The sequence below is a fragment of the Paraburkholderia sp. EG286B genome (assembly GCF_040965655.1).
GTDB lineage: Bacteria > Pseudomonadota > Gammaproteobacteria > Burkholderiales > Burkholderiaceae > Paraburkholderia.
Genome location: NZ_JBFRCF010000020.1, coordinates 98,413 through 116,528, shown reverse-complemented (window position 1 = coordinate 116,528; position 18,116 = coordinate 98,413). Strand labels below are relative to the sequence as shown.

18 protein-coding genes and 1 tRNA gene are annotated in these 18,116 nt (G+C 64.4%); 6 read left to right on the top strand and 13 right to left on the bottom strand.

Annotated elements, in window-relative coordinates:
* Nucleotides 1-132: 132 nt before the first annotated feature.
* On the bottom strand, nucleotides 133-1,416 hold the full coding sequence (locus AB4Y42_RS33370; RefSeq protein WP_368691477.1) for an MFS transporter: 1,284 nt from the start codon (nucleotides 1,414-1,416) through the stop codon (nucleotides 133-135).
* Nucleotides 1,417-1,590: 174 nt separating this feature from the next.
* Here AB4Y42_RS33370 and AB4Y42_RS33365 point away from each other — a divergent pair, with 174 nt between their 5' ends.
* Entirely contained in the window at nucleotides 1,591-2,232 is a 642-nt protein-coding gene (locus AB4Y42_RS33365) for a TetR/AcrR family transcriptional regulator (protein ID WP_368691476.1), read from the top strand.
* A 19-nt stretch (nucleotides 2,233-2,251) separates the two neighbouring features.
* Nucleotides 2,252-2,821, top strand: a complete 570-nt coding sequence (locus AB4Y42_RS33360) for a DUF1415 domain-containing protein (protein WP_368696513.1) — start codon at nucleotides 2,252-2,254, stop codon at nucleotides 2,819-2,821.
* A 19-nt stretch (nucleotides 2,822-2,840) separates the two neighbouring features.
* Here AB4Y42_RS33360 and AB4Y42_RS33355 read toward each other — a convergent pair whose 3' ends face one another.
* Nucleotides 2,841-3,704 (bottom strand): SAM-dependent methyltransferase, encoded by an 864-nt coding sequence (locus AB4Y42_RS33355; protein WP_368691474.1) that lies wholly within the window; start codon nucleotides 3,702-3,704, stop codon nucleotides 2,841-2,843.
* Nucleotides 3,705-4,078: 374 nt separating this feature from the next.
* Between AB4Y42_RS33355 and AB4Y42_RS33350 the strand changes: the two genes are divergently transcribed.
* A complete protein-coding gene (locus tag AB4Y42_RS33350) occupies nucleotides 4,079-4,399 on the top strand; it encodes a DNA-binding protein (protein WP_368691473.1) in 321 nt (106 codons plus the stop codon).
* Between the two features lie 126 nt (nucleotides 4,400-4,525).
* On the opposite strand, the gene AB4Y42_RS33345 is transcribed toward AB4Y42_RS33350, so the two are convergent.
* Complete coding sequence (locus AB4Y42_RS33345; RefSeq protein WP_368691472.1) at nucleotides 4,526-5,671, bottom strand: methyltransferase; 1,146 nt, start codon at nucleotides 5,669-5,671, stop codon at nucleotides 4,526-4,528.
* 244 nt (nucleotides 5,672-5,915) lie between these two features.
* Here AB4Y42_RS33345 and AB4Y42_RS33340 point away from each other — a divergent pair, with 244 nt between their 5' ends.
* Complete coding sequence (locus AB4Y42_RS33340; RefSeq protein ID WP_368696512.1) at nucleotides 5,916-8,696, top strand: N-6 DNA methylase; 2,781 nt, start codon at nucleotides 5,916-5,918, stop codon at nucleotides 8,694-8,696.
* A gap of 69 nt (nucleotides 8,697-8,765) precedes the next feature.
* Complete coding sequence (locus tag AB4Y42_RS33335) at nucleotides 8,766-9,716, top strand: cation diffusion facilitator family transporter (protein WP_368696511.1); 951 nt, start codon at nucleotides 8,766-8,768, stop codon at nucleotides 9,714-9,716.
* A gap of 85 nt (nucleotides 9,717-9,801) precedes the next feature.
* On the opposite strand, the gene AB4Y42_RS33330 is transcribed toward AB4Y42_RS33335, so the two are convergent.
* From AB4Y42_RS33330 to AB4Y42_RS33300, 7 genes are all read right to left on the bottom strand, one after another.
* Nucleotides 9,802-9,877, bottom strand: a tRNA-Thr gene (locus AB4Y42_RS33330).
* Nucleotides 9,878-9,895: 18 nt separating this feature from the next.
* Nucleotides 9,896-10,411, bottom strand: a complete 516-nt coding sequence (locus tag AB4Y42_RS33325) for a ClpXP protease specificity-enhancing factor (RefSeq protein ID WP_368691469.1) — start codon at nucleotides 10,409-10,411, stop codon at nucleotides 9,896-9,898.
* A gap of 79 nt (nucleotides 10,412-10,490) precedes the next feature.
* A complete protein-coding gene (locus AB4Y42_RS33320; protein WP_027797364.1) occupies nucleotides 10,491-11,102 on the bottom strand; it encodes a glutathione S-transferase N-terminal domain-containing protein in 612 nt (203 codons plus the stop codon).
* A gap of 114 nt (nucleotides 11,103-11,216) precedes the next feature.
* Nucleotides 11,217-12,017 (bottom strand): cytochrome c1, encoded by an 801-nt coding sequence (locus AB4Y42_RS33315; RefSeq protein WP_368696510.1) that lies wholly within the window; start codon nucleotides 12,015-12,017, stop codon nucleotides 11,217-11,219.
* Between the two features lie 18 nt (nucleotides 12,018-12,035).
* Nucleotides 12,036-13,424, bottom strand: coding sequence for a cytochrome bc complex cytochrome b subunit (locus tag AB4Y42_RS33310; protein WP_368696509.1), 1,389 nt, complete (start codon nucleotides 13,422-13,424; stop codon nucleotides 12,036-12,038).
* Nucleotides 13,424-14,044 (bottom strand): ubiquinol-cytochrome c reductase iron-sulfur subunit, encoded by a 621-nt coding sequence (gene petA / locus AB4Y42_RS33305; protein ID WP_368691466.1) that lies wholly within the window; start codon nucleotides 14,042-14,044, stop codon nucleotides 13,424-13,426. Before petA ends, AB4Y42_RS33310 begins: the two co-directional genes overlap by 1 nt.
* Before the next feature lie 237 nt (nucleotides 14,045-14,281).
* The gene (locus AB4Y42_RS33300) at nucleotides 14,282-15,028 is read right to left on the bottom strand and encodes a Nif3-like dinuclear metal center hexameric protein (protein ID WP_368691465.1); all 747 of its coding nucleotides are present in this window, start codon (nucleotides 15,026-15,028) and stop codon (nucleotides 14,282-14,284) included.
* A 19-nt stretch (nucleotides 15,029-15,047) separates the two neighbouring features.
* Between AB4Y42_RS33300 and AB4Y42_RS33295 the strand changes: the two genes are divergently transcribed.
* Nucleotides 15,048-16,262 carry a Do family serine endopeptidase gene (locus AB4Y42_RS33295; RefSeq protein ID WP_368691464.1) on the top strand — a complete coding sequence of 405 codons (1,215 nt, stop codon included), beginning with the start codon at nucleotides 15,048-15,050 and terminating at the stop codon, nucleotides 16,260-16,262.
* Nucleotides 16,263-16,390: 128 nt separating this feature from the next.
* Here AB4Y42_RS33295 and tatC read toward each other — a convergent pair whose 3' ends face one another.
* The 3 genes from tatC to tatA all read right to left on the bottom strand — a co-directional run bounded on the left by tatC (nucleotide 16,391) and on the right by tatA (nucleotide 18,115).
* Entirely contained in the window at nucleotides 16,391-17,173 is a 783-nt protein-coding gene (tatC, locus tag AB4Y42_RS33290) for a twin-arginine translocase subunit TatC (protein ID WP_368696508.1), read from the bottom strand.
* A gap of 44 nt (nucleotides 17,174-17,217) precedes the next feature.
* Nucleotides 17,218-17,775, bottom strand: coding sequence for a Sec-independent protein translocase protein TatB (gene tatB, locus AB4Y42_RS33285; protein ID WP_368691462.1), 558 nt, complete (start codon nucleotides 17,773-17,775; stop codon nucleotides 17,218-17,220).
* A gap of 97 nt (nucleotides 17,776-17,872) precedes the next feature.
* Nucleotides 17,873-18,115, bottom strand: a complete 243-nt coding sequence (gene tatA, locus AB4Y42_RS33280) for a Sec-independent protein translocase subunit TatA (RefSeq protein ID WP_342924276.1) — start codon at nucleotides 18,113-18,115, stop codon at nucleotides 17,873-17,875.
* Nucleotide 18,116: the final 1 nt, after the last annotated feature.

The window sequence follows — 18,116 nt, the reverse complement described above, 5'->3', positions numbered from 1 at the left end:
GCGGCTTGCCCGGGGGTCACTAGAATAACCGCAGCGCGTGAAATACGCTCAAACGCAACGGGCGACGCATGAGCGTCGCCCGTCGGGGTGCGCCGAAGTTCGAACCGGCGCGGTGCAGCGGCGGCGGCCGCGTCAGGCCGTTTGCACGCCCAAGGCGCGCGGCCCGCGGTTGATGCGCAGCACGAGGAACGACGCCACGAGGCACAGGCCGCCCGAAATCATCGACGCCACCGTATAGGTGCCGAGGCTCGAGCGCAGCAGGCCCGCGCCGAACGCCGCGAATGCCGCGCCGAGCTGATGGCCCGCCACGACCCAGCCGAACACGATCGGCGCGCGCTCCTTGCCGAACACATCGGTGGCGAGCCGTACGGTCGGCGGCACCGTCGCGATCCAGTCGAGGCCGTAGAACACCGCGAAAATCGGCAGCCCGAAGAAGTCGATGCCGAACGCGTGCGGCAAATAGATCAGCGAAAGTCCGCGCAGTCCGTAGTACCAGAACAGCAGCAAGCGGCTATTGAAACGGTCCGAGAGCCAGCCCGAGAGTGTCGTGCCGAACAGGTCGAAAATGCCCATCGTCGCGAGCAGCGAGGCGCCCTGTACTTCGGTCATGCCGTAGTCGCCGCACATGGCGATGAGGTGCGTGCCCACGTAGCCGTTCGTGCTCGCGCCGCAGATGAAGAAGCTGAAGAACAGCAGCCAGAAGTCACGCGTGCGGCTCGCCGAGAAGAGCGCGTCGAACGCGATCTTCAGCGGATTCTGATGCGGCGCGGGCGGCGCGACGGGGGTGCTCTCGTCCTCGCCGAACGGACGCAGATTCACGCTCGCGGGCTGCTCGGGCAGCAGGAACAGCACGAGCGGCAGCACCGCGGCGGCGGCCACCGCGACCACGAGCACCACCGACTGCCAGCCGTGCTTCTCCACGATCGCCGCGAGGAGCGGCAGGAACACGAGCTGGCCCGTGGCCGAACTCGCGGTGAGGATGCCCATGGCGAGCCCGCGATGCGAGTGGAACCAGCGCGTGACGACGGTCGCCGAGAGCGAGAGCGCCGCGACGCCGGTGGCGCCGCCCACCATCACGCCCCAGATCAGGATCATCTGCCACGGATGCGTCATCAGCGCGGAAAGCGCCACGCCCGCCGCCATGGTGCCGAGCGCCGCGAGCAGCGTAGGACGCACGCCGAAGCGCTGCATGGCCGCCGCCGCAAACGGGCCCATGAGGCCGTAGAGCGCGATATTCACGGAGATGGCGAGCGAGATCGTCGCCCGGCTCCAGCCGAACTGATGCTCGAGCGGCACCATCATCACGCTGGGCGTCGCACGCGTGCCGGCGGCCGCCAGCAGCACCAGAAACACCACCGCCACGACGAGCCATCCGTAGTGGAAACGCCCGACTATTCGCCTCGCTGCCCAGTCCATTGGTGCTCCTGTCACGGCGCGCCAGATTCGACACGCCGATGTTTTCGTTGGCATGACCGCTCGCTGCGACGATTCGCCATCGCTCGATTGTTACCGATCGGTCACAAGTGTGTTGCGATAGTAGTTACCGCTCGGTAACATGTCAAGCAATCACCCTGATCGCGAGATGCCCTCATGAAACACGAAGGCCACGACGAAACCGCCACCGCCGCTGCCCGCACGCCCCGCCCCCGCGCGCAGACGGCTGGCGCACGCGCGCAAGAGCACCTGCTGCGCGCCGCCGACGAGCTGTTTTACCGCGAGGGCGTGCGCGCGGTCGGCATCGAGGCGGTGGTCGAGCGCGCCGGCGTCAACAAGATGAGCCTGTACCGGCAGTTTTCGTCGAAGGACGATCTCGTCGTCGCCTACCTGCAGCGCTGCGACGTGCGCTTTTTCGAGCGATTCGACGAAAGTCTCGCGAAGCATCCGGGCGAGCCGGCGAAGCAGTTGGTGCAGTATTTCGAGGACCTCGCGCGCCGCGCCTCGGTGCCGGACTATCGCGGCTGCCCGTTCGTCAACGTCGCAACCGAATTTCCCGACGCCACCCACCCCGCGCGACGCAGCGTCGACAACAACAAGACGCGCCTCATGGCGCGGCTCACCGCGCTCGCACAGGAAGCGGGAGCCAACGATGCGGTCGCGCTCGCCGAGGAACTCGCGCTGCTAGTCGAAGGCGTCTATGCCGCAAGCCAGACTTACGGCCCGGGATGCGGCGCGATTCTCGCGGCGCCGCGCATGGCGAAGCTGTTGATCGAGGCGGCATGCCCCGGGCGCTAGCCGCCCGTAAAATGACACGATGAACGAAACCGCTGCTCTGTCCCCCGACCACGCCGCCATTCTCGAAGCGACCCGCCACTGGCTCACGCGCGCCGTAATCGGCCTGAACCTCTGCCCGTTCGCGAAAAGCGTGCACGTGAAGGACCAGATTCGCTACGTGATCAGCGAGGCGACTGATCTGGAAGGGGTCCTCACCGATCTCGAACGCGAATTGCAAACGCTGGCTCAGGCCGATGCCGCGGATATCGACACGACGCTCCTGATCCTGCCCCGCGCGCTGGCCGACTTTGCCGATTTCAATGACGCGAGCTGGTTTGCCGAGCGCCTCGTGCAGCAGCTGCGGCTGGAAGGCACGCTTCAGGTCGCGAGCTTTCACCCGCAATTCCAGTTCGAGGGCACCGAGCCCGAGGACATCGAGAACTACACGAACCGCGCGCCGTATCCGATCCTGCATCTGCTGCGGGAAGCGAGCATCGAGCGTGCAGTCGAGGCATTCCCCGACGCCGCCGACATCTACGAACGCAACCAGGAAACGCTGCGCAAGCTCGGCTTCGACGGTTGGCAAGACTGGATGAGCAAGCGCGACTGACGCCGCGCGGCCCACAAATTCAGCTTTCGGTTGCCGCTTCGGAGGCCGCCTCGCCCTCGTCGGCGAAAAAGCGCTCGCGCAGGTCCGCCAGCCCGAACGTTTCGAGAATCTCGTTGAGCCGCGCCGCCGGACGGCGCCGCGGCAAATCCTTGTACTGGGCGATGATGAGTTCGTTCTTCATCGAATGCTCCCAGCCCACCAGTTCCGTCACGCTCACCTGATAGCCATGCGCCTCGAGTTGCAGGCAGCGCAGCACGTTGGTGATCTGGCTGCCGAATTCGCGCGTATGTAGCGGATGGCGCCAGATCTCCGTGAGCGCCTGGCCGAGCGACTTGCCCTTGTTGCGACGCAGCACCCCCGCCACTTCGGCCTGGCAGCACGGCACGACCACGATGTAGCGCGCGTGCTTCTTGAGTGCGAAGCGCAGGGCGTCGTCGGTGGCGGTGTCGCAGGCATGCAGCGCGGTCACCATATCGACGGTCGGCGGCAGTTGCGGCGAGGCGATCGAATCGGCTACCGACAGGTTCAGGAACGACATCCCGCCGAAGCCCAGCCGTTTGGCCAGCTCCTGCGAGTGCTGCACAAGCTCGTCGCGCGTCTCAATGCCATAGATGTGTGACCTGTCGCGCTGATCCTTGAAGAACAGGTCGTAGAGAATAAAGCCCAGATAGGACTTGCCCGCACCGTGATCGACGAGGGTCACGTCGCGGCCATCCTGCTTGAGGTCCTTGAGCAGCGGCTCGATGAACTGGAACAGGTGATAAACCTGCTTCAGCTTGCGGCGGCTGTCCTGGTTCATCTTGCCGTCGCGCGTCAGGATGTGGAGCTCCTTGAGGAGTTCGACAGACTGGTTCGGACGGACTTCGTAAGTCTTGCTGGACATCGGCGTGATCGGATGAAAGGCGTGGTATGTCGCGAAACGTGCGACAGGCGACAGACGGGTTGCAGTAATTCTGTCATTTTACGAAAAAAGCGAGTCCAGGCTGCCGAACCCATAAGAGCGGCCAGTGTCGTAATAGCGTCCAGGCACGCTGACCCACGTGCGGACAGGAGGGAGGGGTTGAATAGAAGAGACACGAGGATTTTCGTCCCCGATGCCCAAAAAAGGACCAAAACGCAGCGCGACCGGCCGGCAACGAATCGACAGGCGCGCATTGGGAGGTCGCACCGGGAGTGCCGGTTGCGATGAATCAGGCTGGCGCAGTCCTCGCTGCGCGAAGAGCGCTCGACGCTGTACGGCCTTGCATGGGGCATGCAATGAATACGATACCTGACGGAAACGCAGAGCAAAAATTCCAGGAACTGCTTACGAAACTCGTCACGGTTCCCGACTGGACGGAAAAGCAGCAACTGGAGCTGGAAATGGCGCGCGAGATCTCGGTGGAGATGCTGCGGGTCGCGGAAAGCATGCGCGACGGCCCTTCGGATCTCGAGACCTGCCTGATTCTGCTGAAGTACGCGAAGGTGCTCGATTTCGTGATGTCGGCGCTGGCGTCGCGCCGCGATATCAAGCCACAAACGCTGCGCGTGATTTTCAAGCTGGCAGGCCTGAAGGTCGACGAGGCCTATCCGGGGTGAAGCCGATGTAAATCTGACGCACACCCGGCGTGGCAGCCAGGCCGCCGACGTCGATACTCGACACCCACGCGGGCCGTTAGCGGCCCGGCTTCTTCTTTTTTGCCAACGCTTTTTCCCGCCGCCGGTTCACGCTGCGCGCACCTTGAGGCGCCACAGCGACGTCAGTTCGGCTGCGCGCGCACGATAGAGCGGATCGGTGGGATCCGACGCTTTCGGGTGCCGCGGCCGAATGTCCTCCCGACCCACGACTTCGAGTCCTGCCTGCACGATCATCTCGATGAGCGATTCGCGCGTGCGCAGCCCGAGATGCTCCGCGAAATCGGACAGAATCAGCCACCCCTCGCCGCCCGGTTCGAGATGATCCTTGAGGCCGCCGAGAAAGCCGAGCAGCATGCGGTTCTCGGGATCGAACACGGCGTACTCGATGGGCGATGCGGGCCGCGCCGGCACCCACGGCGGATTGCAGACAATGAGCGGCGCGCGCCCCGGCGGGAACAGATCCGCCTCGACGACCTCGACCTGAGCGGCGTAGCCAAGGCGGTCAAGGTTCTCGTTCGCGCAGGCCAGCGCGCGGAAGTCCTGATCGGTCGCGACCACGCGCTTCACGCCGCGCGAGGCGAGCACGGCGGCGAGCACGCCCGTGCCCGTGCCGATGTCGAAGGCCTTTTCGAGCGACGGCAGCGGCGTGCGCGCGACGAGATCGACGTATTCGCCGCGCACCGGCGAGAACACGCCGTAGTACGGATGAATGCGCGCCCCGTTCAGCGCCGCGATCTCGACGCCCTTCTTGCGCCATTCGTGTGCGCCGACCACGCCGAGAATTTCACGCAGCGACACCACGGACGCTTCGCCATCGGCCGCGCCCCACGCCTCTTCGCACGCGAGCCGGACGTCGGGTGCGCGGCGCAGGTTGATGCCGTAGTCGCCTTCGAGTGGAATCAGCACCATGCCGAGCGTGCGGGCGCGCTGCGCCTGCGCCTGGCGATGCAGATGAAACGCTTCGAGCGGTGAGGCTGGCGCCTTGGGCGCACCCTTGCGCGGTTTGCGCTCGGCACGGCGCGCCATGGCCTGCAGCAGTTGACGCGCGTTCTGATAGTCGCCGTGCCACAGCAGCGCGGTGCCTTCGCAGGCAAGGCGGTACGCTGCGTCCGCGGTCGTGCGATCGTCGGCGATGACCACGCGTTTGGGCGCCGGCACGCCAGCCTCGGAGCGCCAGCGCACCGTGCGCGGGCCTTCGGTGTCGGGCCAGGTGAGAGTGGGATGTTCAGTCATAGTCGGATATTCGGTGCGGCGGGCCAGTTCGTCGATTCGTACCGGGCCCGCGGGTGGGCGCCGCGGGGCGCCATCATATAGCAGAGCGATGCGGCGCGTTCCGCCGTTTCGCCATCGCAACGATGATCGCTCAGACGGGCGGACGCGTCGACTCGGCCAGACGGTGTAGGACGAAACGCACGCGCCCGGCAGTAAAATGTGCGCCGACTGCGCCCCGCCAGGCCACGCCCACCCGCTCGAGACCATGCCACAAACCACCCAGCAGACCCGCCGCGCGCGCAAACCGCGCACTCGCCGCGCCGGCGCCGGAGGTGGGCTCGACGAAGGCTTTTACGCCGAACTGCTGCATATCGTCGGGTTGCGGGAGAGCGTTTCCGGCGTGAGACGCACCGTCGCGCGACTCGCGCCGCACGATCGTTTGCCCGGCGCGCTGCTCGAACACGCGCTGTCGCGCCTGGCCGCCCGCGAGGGAGAGCGCCAGAGCGAGGCGCCGGAGGCCGACCACTTCGAACTCGCGCTTCGGCTTTGCATCGCATGGATCAGCCGCCTCGTTTTTCTCAAGGTGCTCGAAACGCGTCTGCTGATGCTCCATGGCGGCGATGCGGCCTACGCGTTCCTGAACGCCCAGCAGATCCGCTCGTTCAGCGATCTCGACGCGCTGTGCGACGCCGTACTCGGCGCCGGTGACGACACGCCGCCGGCTCGCTTCGCTCACCTTCCCCGCTTCGACGGTGCGCTTTTCGCGCCGCAAGACCTGGACCGTAGCCTGCTCGGCATGAGCGCGCTCGACGATCGCGCCACGCTGCCGCTTTTCACGGCGACCGTGCTCCCCGATGCGAACGGAGAGCGGCACACGCTTGCGTATCTGCTCGATTTTCTCGCGGCGTTCGACTTCTCCGCCGGTTTAATCGCGCGAGAACCCGGTGCGGCGAACAGGCCTTGCCTCGACGCCGCCTCGCTCGGGCTCGTCTTCGAAAAGCTCAACGGCTACCGCGACGGCGCCTGGTACACGCCGGGCAGCGTCGCGATGCAGCTCGCCCGTCCCGCCATCACCGAAGCGGCGCTCAATCGCCTGAATCGCGCCAGGGGCTGGCACTGCACGAACATCGATCAGCTATCCGAACTGATCGGCGACTCGATCGAAAACCGCGACGAAGCGCGCGCGATTCTGGACTCGCTGCGCATCTGCGATCCCGCCGTGGGCTCGGGGCATCTGCTCGTTTCGGCGCTCAACGAGTTGCTCGCGCTGAAAGTGCGCCTCGGCTTGCTGAACGCGCAGGACCGCGAAGCGCTCGGCGCTTGCCGCATCGACGTCACCGCGGACCGGCTGTGCGTCAGGCACGCAAATGGCGAGCCGCTCACCCGCGAGCGCAATGGCACGACCATCCGCAAGATCGAAGCCGCGCTCTTTCGCGTCAAGCGGGACATCGTCGAGCACTCGCTTTTCGGTGTGGATATCAAGCCGGATTCGGTCGGCATGGCGCGCTTGCGGCTGTGGATCGAACTGCTCGAACACGCGGATTTCACCGCTACGCTGCCGAACCTCGAGACCAACCTCAAAGCAGGCAATGCGACGCTCAGCCGTTTCGACTTCGATACGCCGCTACGCGGCTACGCTGAGCCAGTGGCGAACTATCGCGCCAGCGCGGCTAGACTGCGGGCGACAGCCACAGCAGCCGCGAGGCGCGCCGAAATCGCCCGAGGCGCGCAACTGCGCGACACGTTGCACAACGCCCTCGCGAACCACCAGGCCGACACGCCGGCCGAAGAAGCCGAGGCGTTCGAATGGCGCATCGAATTCGCCGAACTCCTCACCGACCAAGGCGACTTCGAGCGCTTCGACGCCGTCATCGCGAACCCGCCCTATATCGACTCCGAGCGAATGATCAACCAGGGCCAGCGCGCGCTGCGTGAGCGGCTGGCGCGGCGCTGGCCGAGCGCGCGAGGCAACTGGGATCTCTACATCGTGTTCATGGAACTGGGCCTCGCGCTCCTGAAGCCCGGCGGCGCGATGGCATATCTCACGCCCGACAAGTGGCTCTCGAAGCCCTTCGGCAATGCGTTGCGCGCACGGCATCTGGACAAGATCGAACGCATCGTCAGGCTCGGGCGCGACGTGTTCGAGCAGGCGCGCGTGGATTCGATCATCACGCTCTTTCGCGAGTCCGGCACGCCCGCCATCGCGACCGCGCGCATGGACGGCGAGACGCTCACCGAGCTGGCGCAAACCGACAAACGCACGCTCGCGACGCCATGGCCGCTCGACGCCTTGCTCTCGCCGCACGCCGCGTTCGTGCAGCGGTTCGCCCGTGCGCACGCGACACTCGGTTCGCTGCTGCCGTGCGAAAACGCCTGTGCGACATCGGACGCCTACCGGCTCGCGCCTCTCGTCGAGGCGGCCGATGGCCGCTTCCAGCCGGACCGTCACTACCGTGTGGTGAACACCGGCACGCTCGGGCGCTATGTCTCGCGCTGGCGCAGCAAACCGATGACCTATCTCGGACGGCGCTACGCGGCGCCCGTGGTCGAGCGCAAGCGTTTCGCGTCGACGTTCACGAACGGCTACGGCGCGAAAGCCAGGGCGAAAAAGGTGATCGTGAAAGGCCTCACACGGCTCGACGCGACGCTCGATCTCGCTGGCGACACGATCCCCGGCAAGACCACGCTGATCCTGCGCGCGGACGACGAGAATCTGCTGAAGTTCGCGGCGGCGTTGCTCAATTGCCCGCTCTCGCTGTTCCTGATCCGCGCGAAGTACGGCGCGTCGAGCTACAACGGCGGCGTGGCATTCACGACAGCGATGATCGACGCCTTGCCCGTGCCGGGCGGCGCTTCGGTGCGCAGCGAAGTGGCCGACTGCGTGACCCGCTTGCTGCGCGCCGGGCAGTCCGGCAGCGACGCCGCCGAAGTGGACGGCATCGCGCGCGAGATCGATCGACGCCTCTACGCGGCATTTGGCCTGTCGCCACAGGAGATCGACCTCGTGGAAGGCCGCGCCGGCTCCCTGGCGCGCGAGGCAAGCTGAGCGCGCAGCGCAGCGACGGCGTCCCGGCGAGTCGGCTAGTCTTGCTCATCCTCGCGCAGGGCAGACATCATGGAACGGCTTCGCCTCTTCAGTGCTTCCGACGAGAGCAGTGTGCTGACGCTATCGATCGCCACGACGTTGGTGATCGCTCTCATCGGCATTCTGTTCGGCTTGATTTCCGGCTCGTTTTCGATTGTGTTCGACGGCGTTTATTCGCTCGTCGACGCGAGCATGAGCGCGCTCGCGCTCGCCGTCGTGCGCCTGATCACCTCCTACGCGGTCAACGTCGACCTGCCGCGCAAATGGCGCGAGCGCTTCACCATGGGCTTCTGGCATCTCGAACCCATGGTGCTCGGGCTCAACAGCACGCTGCTCGTGGGCGTGGCCGTCTACGCGCTGATCAACGGCGCCACCAACCTGCTCTCCGGCGGCCACGAGCTGCACTTCGGTCCTGCACTCGTCTACTCCGTGCTCACCGTCAGTGCCTGCGTGGCGATGGCGGTGTTCGAATCGCGCGCGAACCGCCGGATCCACTCGGATTTCCTCCGCCTCGACATCAAGTCGTGGATCATGTCCGCGGGCATCACGGCGGCGCTCCTCGTCGCCTTCAGCGTCGGCTATGCGATTCAGGGAACGGCGTGGCAACGCTTCACGCCCTATGTCGACCCGGCGGCGCTCGTGGTGGTGTGCGTCGTGATCATCCCGATTCCGCTCGCGGAAATCCGCCAGGCGTTGCTGGACGTCTTGCTCGTGGCGCCCGCGGATCTCAAGCAGCATGTCGATGCCGTCGCGAAACGCTTCGTCGAGCGCTACGCCTTCGAGTATTACCGCGCTTATGTCGCGAAAGTGGGCCGCTCCCGCGAGATCGAGCTGTATTTCGTCGTGCCGCCCGACATGCCGGCAAAGCGCATCGCCGAATGGGATGCGATCCGCGACGAAATCGGCCGGGCCATCGGCGGGGACGAGTCGCACCGCTGGCTCACGATCATGTTCACGAGCGATCCGGAATGGGCGGAGTGAGGAATCTGGGGGAAAGGGGCGCAGAAAGCACAAAGGGTTACGTGAGATTCACGTAACCCTTTGTCTTGACGCATTGCTTCGAATATGGTGCCGGCTGCAGGACTCGAACCCGCCACCTGATGATTACAAATCAACTGCTCTACCAGATGAGCTAAGCCGGCGTAGCCCGCTATTCTACTTCATTTAACGATCTTGAGGTGGCCCTTGCCGCCCTTGTTGCCGCCTTCGTCATCCTTGTCGGCGGCGCGCGTCGCAACCGGCGCAACCGGCGCGAGCGGCGCAGCGGGTTCCTCGGCGGGCTCGTCGCGCACTGCGTGCGCCTCATGCGCTTCGGCTTCCTCGTGGTCCTCGGAGGACAGCACGTCGTCGGCGTCGCCGGGCGGAGACTCGACGGGGAACGCCATGCCCTGGCCGTTCTCGCGCGCGTAGATCGCGAGCACGTTCGACACCGGTACCTCGATCTTGTGCGACTTGCCCGAGAAGCGCGCGTGGAACTCGATCATCTCGTTGCCCATCTGCAGCTGGCTCGTCGCCTCGAAGCTGATGTTCAGCACGATCTCGCCGTCACGCACGAACTGGCGTGGCACCCGCGTGCGGTTGTCGACCCGCACCGCGATATGCGGCGTGAAGCCGTTGTCGGTGCACCACTCGTACAGCGCGCGCAGCAAATACGGCTTGGTGGAAATCTCTTGCATCAACAATCCTTTCACGAGGCGGCATCCACACCCACGCTGTGCACGCCGCCTCTGTTACCTGCAACCGCCAGGATACTGCTTAACGACGCATGACCTTTTCAGACGGCGTCAGCGCTTCGATGTACGCCGGACGGCTGAAAATGCGCTCGGCGTACTTCATGAGCGGCGCGGCATTCTTCGACAGCTCGATGCCGTAGTGGTCGAGGCGCCACAGCAGCGGCGCGATGGCGACGTCGAGCATCGAAAACTCTTCGCCCAGCATGTACTTGTTCTTCAGGAAGATCGGCGCGAGCTGCGTGAGGCGGTCGCGGATCGCGAGGCGCGCCTTCTCGTGGTTCTTCTCGGCGGCCTTGCCCTTCTCGTTTTCGAGCGTGCTTACGTGCACGAACAGTTCCTTCTCGAAGTTGAGCAGGAACAGACGCGCGCGGGCGCGCTGGACCGGGTCGGCCGGCATCAGCTGCGGATGCGGGAAGCGCTCGTCGATGTACTCGTTGATGATGTTCGACTCGTACAGAATCAGGTCGCGCTCGACCAGAATCGGCACCTGACCGTACGGATTCATCACGGCGATGTCTTCCGGTTTGTTGAACAGGTCGACGTCGCGGATTTCGAAGTCCATGCCCTTTTCGAACAACACCAGCCGGCAGCGCTGGGAGAACGGGCAGGTAGTGCCGGAGTACAGAACCATCATGATTTACATTTCCTCAATAAACCCAAAAGGCCAGCGGGCGAAAAAACCGTCTGACGGTCCCTGAACCGTCAGACGGCATCTCGTCGCACCGGCCCCACGTCGGTCAGGACGTGCCTATTTGATATCTTTCCAGTACGCAGCGTTCAATCGCCACGCGAAAAAGCTCAAGACGCCGAGGAACAGGAGCACCCACACGCCAAGCTGCCTGCGGGTTTTCTGCTCGGGTTCGGCCATCCAGCCGAGGTACGCCACCAGGTCGGCCACGTCGGCATCATAATCCACCGGCGAGAGCGTTCCGGGCGTGACCTGCTGGAACCCCGCAAAGCGACGGACCTTTTCCCCGGTTTCCTCGTCCGTCGTGTCCTCGAACTTCGCCGTGCGGATGCCCTGCAACTGCCACAGCACGTGCGGCATGCTCACGTTTTCGAACACCAGATTGTTCCAGCCGGTCGGCCGCGTGTCGTCGCGGTAGAAGCTGCGCAGGTACGTGTACAGCCAGTCGCGCCCTTTCGCCCGCGCTTCCACGGAGAGGTCCGGCGGCGCCACGCCGAACCACGCCTTCGCGTCGTCCGGGCGCATCGCGATGGACATCGTGTTGCCGACCTTGTCGGTCGTAAACAACAGATTATCTTCGATTTGCTTCTGCGGAATGCCGAGAACCTGCAACCGGCTGTAGCGCATCAAGTTCGCACTATGGCAATTCAGACAATAGTTTACAAACAATTTGGCGCCGTGTTGCAGCGAAGCAAGATTTTCGCCGTTATCGGGAGCGCGGTCGAGCGGAATGTTTTCCTGCGCTGCGACAGATCCGACCCCAAAGACGCATGAGAGCGCCAGCGCGGCCAAGCCGGCCCGGACGCCGGCAGTTCGTACGCTCACCTTCGCGAGCGTCGAAAAAAGAGTTCTTTTCGTCATATCTTCCTCGCTCGTCAATTAATGGGGCTTGAACCGCACGCGCTCGGGCGGCTGCTTGAAAGTGCCAAGCGGCGTCCAGAACGGCATGCCGAGGAAGAAAGCGAAATAGACGAGCGCGCAGATCTGGGCGATCAGCGTGGCCGCCGGCGATGGCGGCTTCGTGCCGAGGAACGCGAGCGTCAGGAACGCCACCACGAAGATGCCGAGAAACACCTTGTGGAACAGCGGCCGGTAGCGGATCGACTTCACCGGCGAGCGGTCGAGCCACGGCAGGAAGAAGAGCGAGATCACCGCCGTGCCCATCACCACCACGCCCCAGAACTTCGACTCGGTGAAGTACATCGCGAGAATCACGAGCACCGCCAGCAGCGGCAGCCCGGCGCGCCATTTGCCGCGCGCGCGCACGAGCGCGAGCAGCCCGAGCAGCGCGATCACGATCATCAACACGATCTTGAACGGGTCGGTGGTGGCGCGCAGCATCGCGTAGAACGCCGTGAAGTACCAGACCGGCGCGATTTCGGGCGGTGTCTGCAGCGGGTTGGCCGGCACGAAGTTGTTCGATTCGAGGAAGTAGCCGCCCATCTCCGGCGCGAAGAACACGATCGCCGCGAAGATCATCAGGAAGATGCACACGCCCATGAAGTCGTGCACCGAGTAGTACGGATGGAACGGGATGCCGTCGAGCGGCACGCCGTTCGCGTCCTTCTTCGCCTTGATCTCGATGCCGTCCGGATTGTTCGAGCCCACTTCGTGCAGCGCGATGATGTGACAGATCACGAGCCCGACCAGCACCAGCGGAATGGCGATCACGTGGAACGCGAAGAAGCGGTTCAGCGTGACGTCCGACACCACGTAGTCGCCGCGAATCCACAGCGAGAGGTCCGGGCCGATGAAGGGAATCGCCGAGAACAGGTTCACGATCACCTGGGCGCCCCAGAACGACATCTGGCCCCAGGGCAGCAGGTAGCCGAAGAACGCCTCCGCCATCAGGCACAGGAAGATCGCGCAGCCGAAGATCCACACGAGTTCGCGCGGCTTGCGGTACGAGCCGTACAGCAGCCCGCGGAACATGTGCAGGTACACGACCACGAAGAACATCGAAGCGCCCGTGGAGTGCATGTAGCGGATGAGCCAGCCCCACGGCACCTCGCGCATGATGTACTCGACCGATGCGAACGCGAGCGTCGCATCGGGCTTGTAGTTCATGGTGAGGAAAATGCCGGTGATGATCTGGTTCACCAGCACGAGCAGCGCGAGCGAGCCGAAGAAGTACCAGAAGTTGAAGTTCTTCGGCGCGTAGTACTCGGAAGCGTGCGCGCGCCAGCTCGCGGTCATCGGGAAGCGCTTGTCGATCCAGCCTTGCAGCCCGGTCGTTTCCACCACGTCCTTTTCGGTTCCCGTCGCCATCACGCTTCTCCTTTTTCGTCCTTGCCGATCACGATCTGCGTCGGGGACGCGAACATGTAGCGGGGAATGTCGAGGTTCTGCGGCGCCGGCTTGTTCCTGAACACGCGGCCGGAGAGATCGTAGGTGGAGCCGTGGCACGGGCACAGGAAGCCGCCCGGCCAGCTGTCGGGCAGGTTCGGCTGCGGGCCTTCCTGGAAGCGCGGCGTCGGCGTGCAGCCCAGATGGGTGCAAACGGCAACCGCCACGAGAATGTTCTGATGCTCGGCGCGCGAACGGAATTCGTTCATGCAGTACTCCGGCATCGGCATCGAGAACGGGTGCTCGGAGTTCGGGTCGGCCAGATCGGGATCGGCCTTCTTCACGTCGGCCATCATGCGATCCGTGCGGTTCAGGATCCACACGGGCTTGCCGCGCCAGGCCACGGTCATCATCGAGCCGGGCTGCAGATTCGTGATATCGGCTTCGACGGGCGCGCCAGCGGCGCGGGCTTTTTCGGATGGTGCAAAGGACCCTACGAAAGGTACGACAGTGGCCACGCCTCCAATGCCACCTGCTACGGACGTCGCAATCAGCCAGGTTCGGCGGCTGCCATCGACGCGGTCATTCTCGTTGTCTCGCATCACATCGCCCCACTTCTGAGTTGGATTTTTCCGTCACGCCAGCTTACCCGCGGTGCTGCCGAACGCTAGTTTGCTCGAATGGAGTTGGCATTTACAAGGGGCGTTCTCGAAAAAGCCTCGGAAGTCCTTGATATCTCGGGGTTTTCCCGCAGAAAAGAGGGCCACTTTCTTTTCAGTTTGTAAATGCCTCATGAATAAATCGATGCTGCGCCACGACAATTTGCGCTGAATACGCAATCAGACGGGATTGTCGATATCGATGAAAAGATGCTCGATATTGAAGGCTTCCGAGAGGTGCGCGCCCACCGCCTGCACACCGAAGCGCTCGGTCGCGTGGTGGCCCGCGGCGAGGAACGCCACGCCGCTTTCCGCGGACGTGTGCGTGATCGGCTCGGAGATCTCGCCGGTGAGGAAGACGTCGGCGCCGGCTTCGATCGCGGCGTCGAAGAGACTTTGCGCCGCGCCCGTGCACCAGGCCACGCGGCGCAGCTGCCAGTCGGGGTCGCCGAGCACGAGCGGCGTGCGGCCGAGCGTCTGTTCGACCTCGGCCGTAAAGTGCGCGAGCGTGATCGGCATGGGCAGCGTCGCCATCCAGCCAAGATCCTGGTCGCCGAAGCGTTGTTCGCCGATCCAGCCGAAGCGGGCGCCCAACTGCGCGTTATTGCCCAGTTCAGGATGGCAGTCGAGCGGCAGATGGTAGGCGAACAGGTTGATATCGTTCGCGAGCAGCGTCTTCAGGCGCCGGTATTTGCGGCCCGTAATTTGCGGTGCTTCGTTCTTCCAGAAGTAACCGTGATGCACGAGCACCGCGTCGGCGCCCCATTCGAGCGCGGCTTCAAGGAAGGCGAGCGAGGCCGTCACGCCCGTGGCGATCTTCTCCACGCGCCGCCGCCCTTCGACCTGCAGGCCATTGGGGCAGTAGTCCTTGAACCGCGCGGATTCCAGAAGATTGTTCAGATACAATTCCAGTTCGATCCGATCCATATAATCCTCTAATCTTCAGATGCTTAGACGCTTTTGGCTGTTCTTCGCCCAGGCGGTGACGGTCCTGCTGGCGTTGATGTTCATCATCGCCACGCTCAAACCGCAGTGGCTGCAGCACCAGGGGCAGTTCGGCAAGCAGCTTGCCGAACCGATCGTCGCACTGCGGGAAGTCGCGCCAGGCATCGGTGGAGGCGCCGCCCAGGGCTCCTATGCGGACGCCGCCCAGAAGGCCATGCCCGCGGTCGTCAACGTGTTCTCGAGCAAGGATGGGTCGCTGCCGCCCGATCCTCGCCAGAACGATCCGCTATTTCGCTACTTCTTCGGCGACCGCAACAAAAACCAGAAGCAGCAGGAGCAGCCTGCGGCCAACCTCGGTTCGGGCGTCATTGTCAGTCCGGACGGTTACATTCTAACGAACCAGCACGTAATCGACGGCGCGGACCAGATCGAAATCGCGCTTTCCGACGGCCGCACCACCAACGCCAAGGTGATCGGCATCGATCCGGAAACCGATCTCGCGGTGCTCAAGATCAATCTGCCGAACCTGCCCACCATCACGCTCGGCCGCATGGACCAGACGCGCGTGGGCGACGTCGTGCTCGCCATCGGCAACCCGTTCGGCGTGGGCCAGACGGTCACGATGGGCATCATCAGCGCGCTGGGCCGCAATCACCTCGGCATCAACACGTTCGAGAATTTCATCCAGACCGATGCGCCGATCAATCCGGGCAACTCCGGCGGCGCGCTCGTCGACGTCAACGGCAACCTGCTCGGCATCAACACGGCCATCTACTCGCGCTCGGGCGGCTCGCTCGGCATCGGCTTCGCGATTCCCGTCTCCACGGCGCGCAGCGTGCTGGAGAGCATCATCACCTCGGGCTCGGTCACGCGCGGCTGGATCGGCGTGGAGCCACAGGACGTGACGCCGGAGATCGCCGACTCGTTCGGGCTGAAGGAGAAGTCGGGCGCAATCGTCGCGGGCGTGCTGCAGGGCGGCCCCGCCGACAAGGCCGGCATCAAGCCCGGCGATGTCCTGACCTCGGTGAACGGTGAGTCCATCACCGACACCACGCGCCTTTTGAACGTCATCGCGCAGATCAAGCCGGGCACCGACGCGAAGATCCACCTCGTGCGCAAGAACAAGGACATGGATCTCGACGTGCTGATCGGCAAGCGCCCGCCGCCGCCAAAGCAGCCGGCCCAGGAAGACGGCGAGGGCGACGACGGCGGTTGATATCTCACCGCAGGCGGGGTGTCGTGCCCTGCCCGCGTCCGGACTCACAACCGGAAAACGAAAAGGCCGCGAACGTGGGTTCGCGGCCTTTTGCTTTCCTGCGGCTGTTCTCCGCCAAGCCAGCGGGGCTAGCTCGCTGCCTGACTCTCGTCCGCGGCCTTCTTCTCGCCCGTGCCGATGAAGATGCGCGCCGCGATGATGCCCGCCTCGTAGAGGAGGATGAGCGGCAGCGCGAGAATGAGCTGCGAGAACACGTCCGGCGGCGTCACCACGGCCGCGACGATGAACGCGCCGACGATCACGTAGGGCCGGATCTGCTTGAGCTTCTTCACGGTGACCACGCCCATGCGCACGAGCAGCACGACGATGATCGGCACCTCGAAGGTCACGCCGAACGCAATGAACATGGTGAGCACGAAGCTCAGGTAATTGTCGATGTCGGTCGTCATCTCCGCGCCGAGCGGCGCGTTGTAGTGCGCCATCACGCGGAAGATGGTCGGGAACACCACGAAATACGCGAACGCCATGCCGCACAGGAAGAGCGTGTAGCTGCTCGCCACGAGCGGCGCGACGAGCTTCTTTTCGTGCTGGTAGAGGCCTGGGGCGACGAACGCCCAGATCTGGTAGAGCACGACCGGCAGCGCGATCACGAAGGCCACGAGCATCGTGACCTTCATGGGCACGAAGAACGAGCCGGTCACGTCGGTGACGATCATCTTGCCGTCGCGCGGCAGGTTCTGCATGAGCGGACGCGCGAGCAGCCGGAATATGTCGGGCGCCCAGTAGACGAGCCCGACGAACACGACGATCACGGCGATGCCTGCGCGAATGATGCGGTCGCGCAGCTCGACGAGATGGGAAATGAAGGTCTCTTCGGAGCCTTCTTCCAGTTTTTGCTGGGGGTCGCTCACACCGCCCTCTATTGGAAATGGTCGTGCGCAAAGGCGGATCCGCCTCAGAAGAACCGCGTGGGCCGGCGCAGGCTCGCCGGCGTGTGCTGCGCCACGCGCGCAGCGCCCGATTGCACCCGCGTGCGGCGCAGCGTGGCGCGTTTGTACCAGACCGGCGCGGCGCCCTGCTTCACGCGCCAGTTCTTGCGCTTCGCGCCGCTTGCGCCCGCGTTGCCGGAGCGCCATCCCGATTGCGTGGCGACGCCGTCCGCATTGGCGGCGGCGCCTTCCAGGCTGGCAGGATCCGCGCCGCCTGCGATGCTCGGCGACACCGAGGTGCCCGCGTTCCATGCATCGTTCAACTCGGTTTCATGCTTGCGCAGATTGTCCTGAACGTTCTTCTCGACGTTCTGCGCCGCCGCTTCGAACTCGGTCTTCATGCGGCGCAACTCGTCGAGTTCGATCTCGCGCGTGACTTCCGCCTTGACGTCGTTGATATAGCGCTGCGCGCGACCGAACAGCGCGCCGGCCGTGCGAGCGACCCGCGGTAGCCGCTCCGGCCCGAGAACGACCAGCGCGACGACGCCGATCAGCGCCATCTTGGTTAAACCGAGATCGAGCATGAATGGAGTTTTCCGTCAGCCTTGGCTGCCTTAATGGAAACGATCGGGAAACATGCGGAAAAACCTGTGGCGGCGGAAAAAACGGCCGCCACGCGTTTTAGCGGTAGTCGTTCGAGCGCTGCGTCTTGTCCTTGGCTTCGACGTCGACTGCACCGCCGTCGGCCGGGAGTTCGCGCTTTTGCGTGTCGGCGCCGGCGCCTTCGTTCTCGCGCATGCCTTCCTTGAAACCCTTCACCGCACCGCCCAGATCGCTACCGATATTGCGCAGCTTCTTGGTGCCGAAGACGAGCGCAACGATCAACAAGACGATCAGCCAGTGCCAGATGCTCAACGAACCCATG

Coding starts and splice junctions, on each gene's coding strand:
- AB4Y42_RS33335 (WP_368696511.1), top strand. CDS start 8,766: ATGGAACGGCTTCGCCTCTTCAGTGCTTCCGACGAGAGCAGTGTGCTG.
- AB4Y42_RS33320 (WP_027797364.1), bottom strand. CDS start 11,102: ATGATGGTTCTGTACTCCGGCACTACCTGCCCGTTCTCCCAGCGCTGC.
- tatB (WP_368691462.1), bottom strand. CDS start 17,775: ATGCTCGATCTCGGTTTAACCAAGATGGCGCTGATCGGCGTCGTCGCG.
- AB4Y42_RS33345 (WP_368691472.1), bottom strand. CDS start 5,671: ATGACTGAACATCCCACTCTCACCTGGCCCGACACCGAAGGCCCGCGC.
- AB4Y42_RS33310 (WP_368696509.1), bottom strand. CDS start 13,424: ATGGCGACGGGAACCGAAAAGGACGTGGTGGAAACGACCGGGCTGCAA.
- AB4Y42_RS33315 (WP_368696510.1), bottom strand. CDS start 12,017: ATGACGAAAAGAACTCTTTTTTCGACGCTCGCGAAGGTGAGCGTACGA.
- AB4Y42_RS33370 (WP_368691477.1), bottom strand. CDS start 1,416: ATGGACTGGGCAGCGAGGCGAATAGTCGGGCGTTTCCACTACGGATGG.
- AB4Y42_RS33325 (WP_368691469.1), bottom strand. CDS start 10,411: ATGCAAGAGATTTCCACCAAGCCGTATTTGCTGCGCGCGCTGTACGAG.
- AB4Y42_RS33295 (WP_368691464.1), top strand. CDS start 15,048: ATGCTTAGACGCTTTTGGCTGTTCTTCGCCCAGGCGGTGACGGTCCTG.
- AB4Y42_RS33355 (WP_368691474.1), bottom strand. CDS start 3,704: ATGTCCAGCAAGACTTACGAAGTCCGTCCGAACCAGTCTGTCGAACTC.
- AB4Y42_RS33350 (WP_368691473.1), top strand. CDS start 4,079: ATGAATACGATACCTGACGGAAACGCAGAGCAAAAATTCCAGGAACTG.
- tatA (WP_342924276.1), bottom strand. CDS start 18,115: ATGGGTTCGTTGAGCATCTGGCACTGGCTGATCGTCTTGTTGATCGTT.
- AB4Y42_RS33365 (WP_368691476.1), top strand. CDS start 1,591: ATGAAACACGAAGGCCACGACGAAACCGCCACCGCCGCTGCCCGCACG.
- petA (WP_368691466.1), bottom strand. CDS start 14,044: ATGCGAGACAACGAGAATGACCGCGTCGATGGCAGCCGCCGAACCTGG.
- AB4Y42_RS33340 (WP_368696512.1), top strand. CDS start 5,916: ATGCCACAAACCACCCAGCAGACCCGCCGCGCGCGCAAACCGCGCACT.
- AB4Y42_RS33300 (WP_368691465.1), bottom strand. CDS start 15,028: ATGGATCGGATCGAACTGGAATTGTATCTGAACAATCTTCTGGAATCC.
- AB4Y42_RS33360 (WP_368696513.1), top strand. CDS start 2,252: ATGAACGAAACCGCTGCTCTGTCCCCCGACCACGCCGCCATTCTCGAA.